The sequence below is a fragment of the Geomonas sp. genome (assembly GCF_035254065.1).
Lineage (GTDB): Bacteria > Desulfobacterota > Desulfuromonadia > Geobacterales > Geobacteraceae > Geomonas.
On sequence record NZ_DATFBA010000047.1, the window covers coordinates 1 to 4,786 of the forward strand.

The 4,786-nt window shown below is 62.1% G+C and carries 5 protein-coding genes; all 5 read left to right on the plus strand.

Features of this window, described 5'->3' with window-relative positions; genetic code table 11:
* On the plus strand, positions 1-979 hold a 979-nt coding region (gene rpoD / locus VJ604_RS02605), incomplete at its 5' end, for an RNA polymerase sigma factor RpoD (protein WP_324079831.1).
* Positions 980-1,032: 53 nt separating this feature from the next.
* The gene (gene queC, locus VJ604_RS02610; protein WP_324079832.1) at positions 1,033-1,713 is read left to right on the plus strand and encodes a 7-cyano-7-deazaguanine synthase QueC; all 681 of its coding nucleotides are present in this window, start codon (positions 1,033-1,035) and stop codon (positions 1,711-1,713) included.
* A gap of 36 nt (positions 1,714-1,749) precedes the next feature.
* Positions 1,750-2,571 (plus strand): GTP cyclohydrolase FolE2, encoded by an 822-nt coding sequence (gene folE2 / locus VJ604_RS02615; protein ID WP_324079835.1) that lies wholly within the window; start codon positions 1,750-1,752, stop codon positions 2,569-2,571.
* 102 nt (positions 2,572-2,673) lie between these two features.
* Positions 2,674-3,372 carry a TIGR04282 family arsenosugar biosynthesis glycosyltransferase gene (locus tag VJ604_RS02620; protein WP_324079833.1) on the plus strand — a complete coding sequence of 233 codons (699 nt, stop codon included), beginning with the start codon at positions 2,674-2,676 and terminating at the stop codon, positions 3,370-3,372.
* 155 nt (positions 3,373-3,527) lie between these two features.
* The coding region (locus VJ604_RS02625) for a RecQ family ATP-dependent DNA helicase (RefSeq protein ID WP_324079834.1) at positions 3,528-4,786 on the plus strand (1,259 nt) is incomplete at its 3' end.

A 4,786-nucleotide genomic window follows, 5' to 3' on the forward strand; every position in this document is an offset into this window, starting at 1 on the left:
GCAGGAGAACGCGGAGCTGGAGCAGGAGACCTCGACCGAGAAGGACGTCTTCCTCACCGCCTTCAATGCGGTGCGTGACGGCTCCGACGCCGAGGTCAACAAGAAGCTCGGCATGAGTGCGGACGAGGCGCAAAAGCTCGAGAAGCGCTATCTCACCATCGAGAAGAAGCTGCGCAAGATCGAGCAGGAGTCGGGCTTCAAGGCGAGCGAGCTCGCCAACGCGCTTTTGGCCATCGAAGAGGGGGAGCGCAAGGCCAAGCTTGCCAAGAGCGAGCTGGTGGAAGCCAACCTCCGCCTGGTGGTCTCCATCGCCAAGAAGTACACCAACCGCGGCCTGCAGTTCCTTGACCTGATCCAGGAAGGGAACATCGGCCTGATGAAGGCGGTGGACAAGTTCGAGTACCAGCGCGGCTACAAGTTCTCCACCTACGCCACCTGGTGGATCCGCCAGGCCATCACCCGCGCCATCGCGGACCAGGCCCGCACCATCAGGATCCCGGTGCACATGATCGAGACCATCAACAAGCTGATCAGGACCAGCCGTCAGCTGGTGCAGGAGATCGGCCGCGAGCCCTCCCCGGAGGAGATCGCCGAGCGGATGGCGCTCCCCCTGGACAAGGTCAGGAAGGTCCTCAAGATCGCCAAGGAGCCGATCTCCCTGGAGACCCCGATCGGCGAGGAAGAAGATTCCCATCTGGGCGACTTCATCGAGGACAAAGGGGTGGTCTCCCCGCTGGAGGCGGTCATCAAGGCGAACCTCTCCGAGCAGACCTCGCGCGTCCTCTCCACCCTCACCCCGCGTGAGGAGAAGGTGCTCAGGATGCGCTTCGGCATCGGCGAGAAGAGCGACCACACCCTGGAGGAAGTCGGCCAGGACTTCGAGGTGACCCGCGAGCGGATCAGGCAGATCGAGGCCAAGGCGCTCAGGAAGCTGCGCCACCCGAGCCGGGCCAAGAAGCTCAAGAGCTTCGTGGAATAGCCCTAAAAGGCCGCACCGGATAACGGCGCGGCCTCTTTTTTTGAGGTGACTCTATGCAGAAAAAAGCGGTAGTTCTCTACAGCGGCGGGCTCGATTCCACCACCTGCCTGGCCATCGCCAAGGCGGAAGGGTACGCCCCCTACGCCATCAGCTTCAGCTACGGACAGCGCCACCAGTACGAGATGGAGGTCGCCAAGAAGAACGCGCGCCCGCTGGGGGCGCTCGACCACCTGCTGGTGGAGTTCGACCTGAGGAAGATGGGAGGGAGCGCGCTCACCTCCGATATCGCCGTCCCCAAGGAAGGGGTGGGTGACGACATCCCGGTGACCTATGTGCCGGCCCGCAACACCATCTTCCTCTCCTTCGCGCTGGGGTGGGCCGAGACCATGGGCGCCTATGACATCTTCATCGGGGTGAACGCGCTCGACTACTCCGGCTATCCCGACTGCCGACCCGAGTTCATCGCCGCCTACGAGACCATGGCCAACCTGGCCACCAAGGCCGGCGTGGAAGGAGAGGGGAGGATCAAGATCCACACGCCGCTCATCAGCCTCTCCAAGGCCGACATCATCCGGAAAGGACTGTCCCTGGGGGTCGATTACTCGCTCACCCACTCCTGCTACGATCCCGCCGCAGACGGCGCGTCCTGCGGGCTGTGCGATTCCTGCCGGCTACGGCTGAAGGGATTCGCCGAAGCAGGGGTCAGCGATCCGCTCCGTTACGTGAACAGGTAAAGGTGAAATACACGCATGGCGAAGGAAAAAGATAAGATGACCAAGGAGACCACCGTCGCTACCTCCGAATCCTCTGCGCGCCGGTCGCTGAGCGACGTACAGCTCACCCGCGATACCCGCAACATCCCCATCAGCAAGGTCGGCGTCAAGGACATCTCCTATCCCATCGTGGTGATGGACAAGAACCGCTCCTTCCAGAGCACCATCGCCCGCATCAACATGTACGTCGATCTCCCGCACCACTTCAAGGGGACCCACATGAGCCGCTTCGTGGAGATCCTGAACCACTACCGGGAAGAGATCGCGCTCGACAAGATGGAGACCATCCTGGCCAGGATGAAGGAGAAGCTGGGGGCCTCCAGCGCACACCTGGAGATGGAGTTCCCCTACTTCATCGAGAAGAAGGCGCCGGTCTCCAAGGCCAAGAGCCTGATGGAGTACACCTGCACCTTCAGCGCCTCCCTTTCGGACACCTTCGATTTCGTGCTGGGGGTGAAGGTTCCCGTCACCTCGCTCTGTCCCTGCAGCCGAGAGCTGTCGCAGTACGGGGCGCACAACCAGCGCTCGATCATGACCGTGCAGGTCCGCTACAGCGACTTCATCTGGATCGAGGACCTGATCGAGATCATCGAGCAGTGCGGTTCTTCGCAGGTCTATTCCCTCCTGAAGCGCGAGGACGAGAAGTACGTGACCGAGCGTGCCTACGAGAATCCCCGCTTCGTGGAGGACATGGTGCGCGAGGCGACGGTCCGGCTGCTGTCTACGGAAAATATCACCTGGTTTTCCGTGGAGGCCGAGAACTTCGAATCGATCCATAAGCATTCCGCCTATGCGGCGATCGAGAGAAAGAAGCCATAGCAAGCGACGGCCGGTCAAACATTTGACTGTGGATAACTCTGTTGAAAAGCGGAAAAACTGTGGACAAAGCTAAAGTTTGTCGCTTCATTTAATGATATTAAGATGACTCCACTAATGAAGCATGCCCTCGCCATTTTTGCCAAAACTCCCGTCGCCGGCAAGGTGAAGACGCGGCTCACGCCGCCGCTTTCGCCGGAGCAGAGCGCGGAGCTTTACCGCTGCATGCTGCTCGACACCGTCGCCAGGATGAGCGCCCTCCAGTTCGACACCTTCCTCTTCTATGACGGGGAGCCAGAGTTCTTCCATGCCGCAAGTCCTCATCTGCAGCTGATCCGCCAGACCGATGCCTCCCTGGGCAGACGTCTCGAGGACGCCTTCACTGTCCTCGCCGATCTGGGGTACCAAGCTCGGGTGGTGATCGGGAGCGACGCGCCGGACCTCCCCCTTGCCTTCGTGCGGCAGGCTTTCGACCAGTTGCTGGACGGCAGGGACGCGGTCTTCGGTCCTGCCGAGGATGGCGGCTACTACCTGGTGGGGATACGAGGGGAGTACGGAGCGCTCTTCCGGGACATTCCCTGGTCGGGGCCGCAGGTGCTGGTGAAAAGCCTGGCTACGGCGGAGCGGGATGGCTTGGATTGCGCCCTGCTGCCTGCCTGGTACGACGTGGACAGCGCCGAGGACCTGCAACGCCCAGGGCTCTGTGACCCGTTCAACGGTGCCCCGCTCACCCGTGATTTCCTCCGCAACCTTGGCATCGCCACCTCAGAAACCACCGTCGCATCTTGCTCCCCCTGCAGTTGACATCGGTGTCGTACGTGTTTTGATGTAGGTGTTCCTGAAGTCCCCCTTGATAAAGGGGGATTTAGGGGGATTACTTTTAAGGCGCCCAAACAAAAAGCAATCCCCCCTGCCCCCCCTTTATCAAGGGGGGAGTACTATTCCGAAGGACCCGCCCGATGCCGGCATCCCCGATACAAATACTCAATGAGGTGTTCGGCTACCAGAGCTTCCGCGCCAGCCAGCAGGAGATCGTCGAGCAGGTGATCTCCGGCGGCGATGCCTTCGTGCTGATGCCGACCGGCGGCGGAAAGTCACTCTGTTACCAGATCCCCGCCCTCTGCCTCCCCGGGACCGCGCTCATCGTATCCCCGCTCATCTCCCTGATGAAGGACCAGGTGGACGCCCTGCGCGAGAATGGGGTGGCGGCGGCCTGCTATAACTCCGCATTGGGCGAGGCGGAGGCACGCCGGGTGCTGGCGGAGTTCCATGCGGGGGAGTTGAAGCTCCTCTACGTCGCCCCGGAACGACTGTTGACCGACGGCTTCATCGAGCGGATCAAGACCCTCCCCATCTCCCTGTTCGCCATTGACGAGGCCCACTGCGTCTCCCAATGGGGGCACGACTTCCGCCCGGAGTACGCCGAGCTCGGCATGCTGCGCGACATCTTCCCCTCCATCCCGATGATCGCCCTCACCGCCACCGCGGACAGCCAGACCAGGAGCGATATCCTCAACCGGCTTCGTCTGGGTGACGCCCCCTGCTACATCGCGGGGTTCGACCGGCCCAATATCCGCTACACCGTGGTCGAGAAGAGCAAGCCGTTCAGCCAGTTGATGGGCTTTTTGGCGGACCGCAAGGACGAGGCCGGCATCGTCTACGCCCTGTCCCGAAAGAGGGTGGAAGAGGTGGCCAAGAAGCTGGAGGCGGCCGGCGTGAAGGCGGCGGCCTACCATGCCGGGCTCCCCGACAAGGAGCGGCACCGTGTCCAGGAAGCATTCCTGCGCGACGACATCAAGGTGGTGGTGGCCACGGTGGCCTTCGGCATGGGGATCGACAAGTCCAATGTCCGCTACGTCGTCCATTACGACATGCCCAAGAGCATTGAGAGCTACTACCAGGAAACGGGCCGTGCCGGACGTGACGGGCTCCCCGCAGACGCGCTGCTCTTGTTCGGCTACGGCGACGTCGCCATAGCGCGCGCCCTGATCGAAAACGGTGGCAACGCGGAGCAAAACAGGATCGAGCTGCATAAGCTGAACTGCATGACCGGCTTCGCGGAGGCCCAGACCTGCCGGAGGCGGGTGCTGCTCGGCTACTTCGGGGACAGGCTTGAGAAGGAGTGCGATAACTGCGACATCTGCGAGAGGCCACCGGAGCGCTTCGACGCCACCGAGCCGGCCAGGAAGGCGCTTTCCTGCGTGTACCGGGTCGGCCA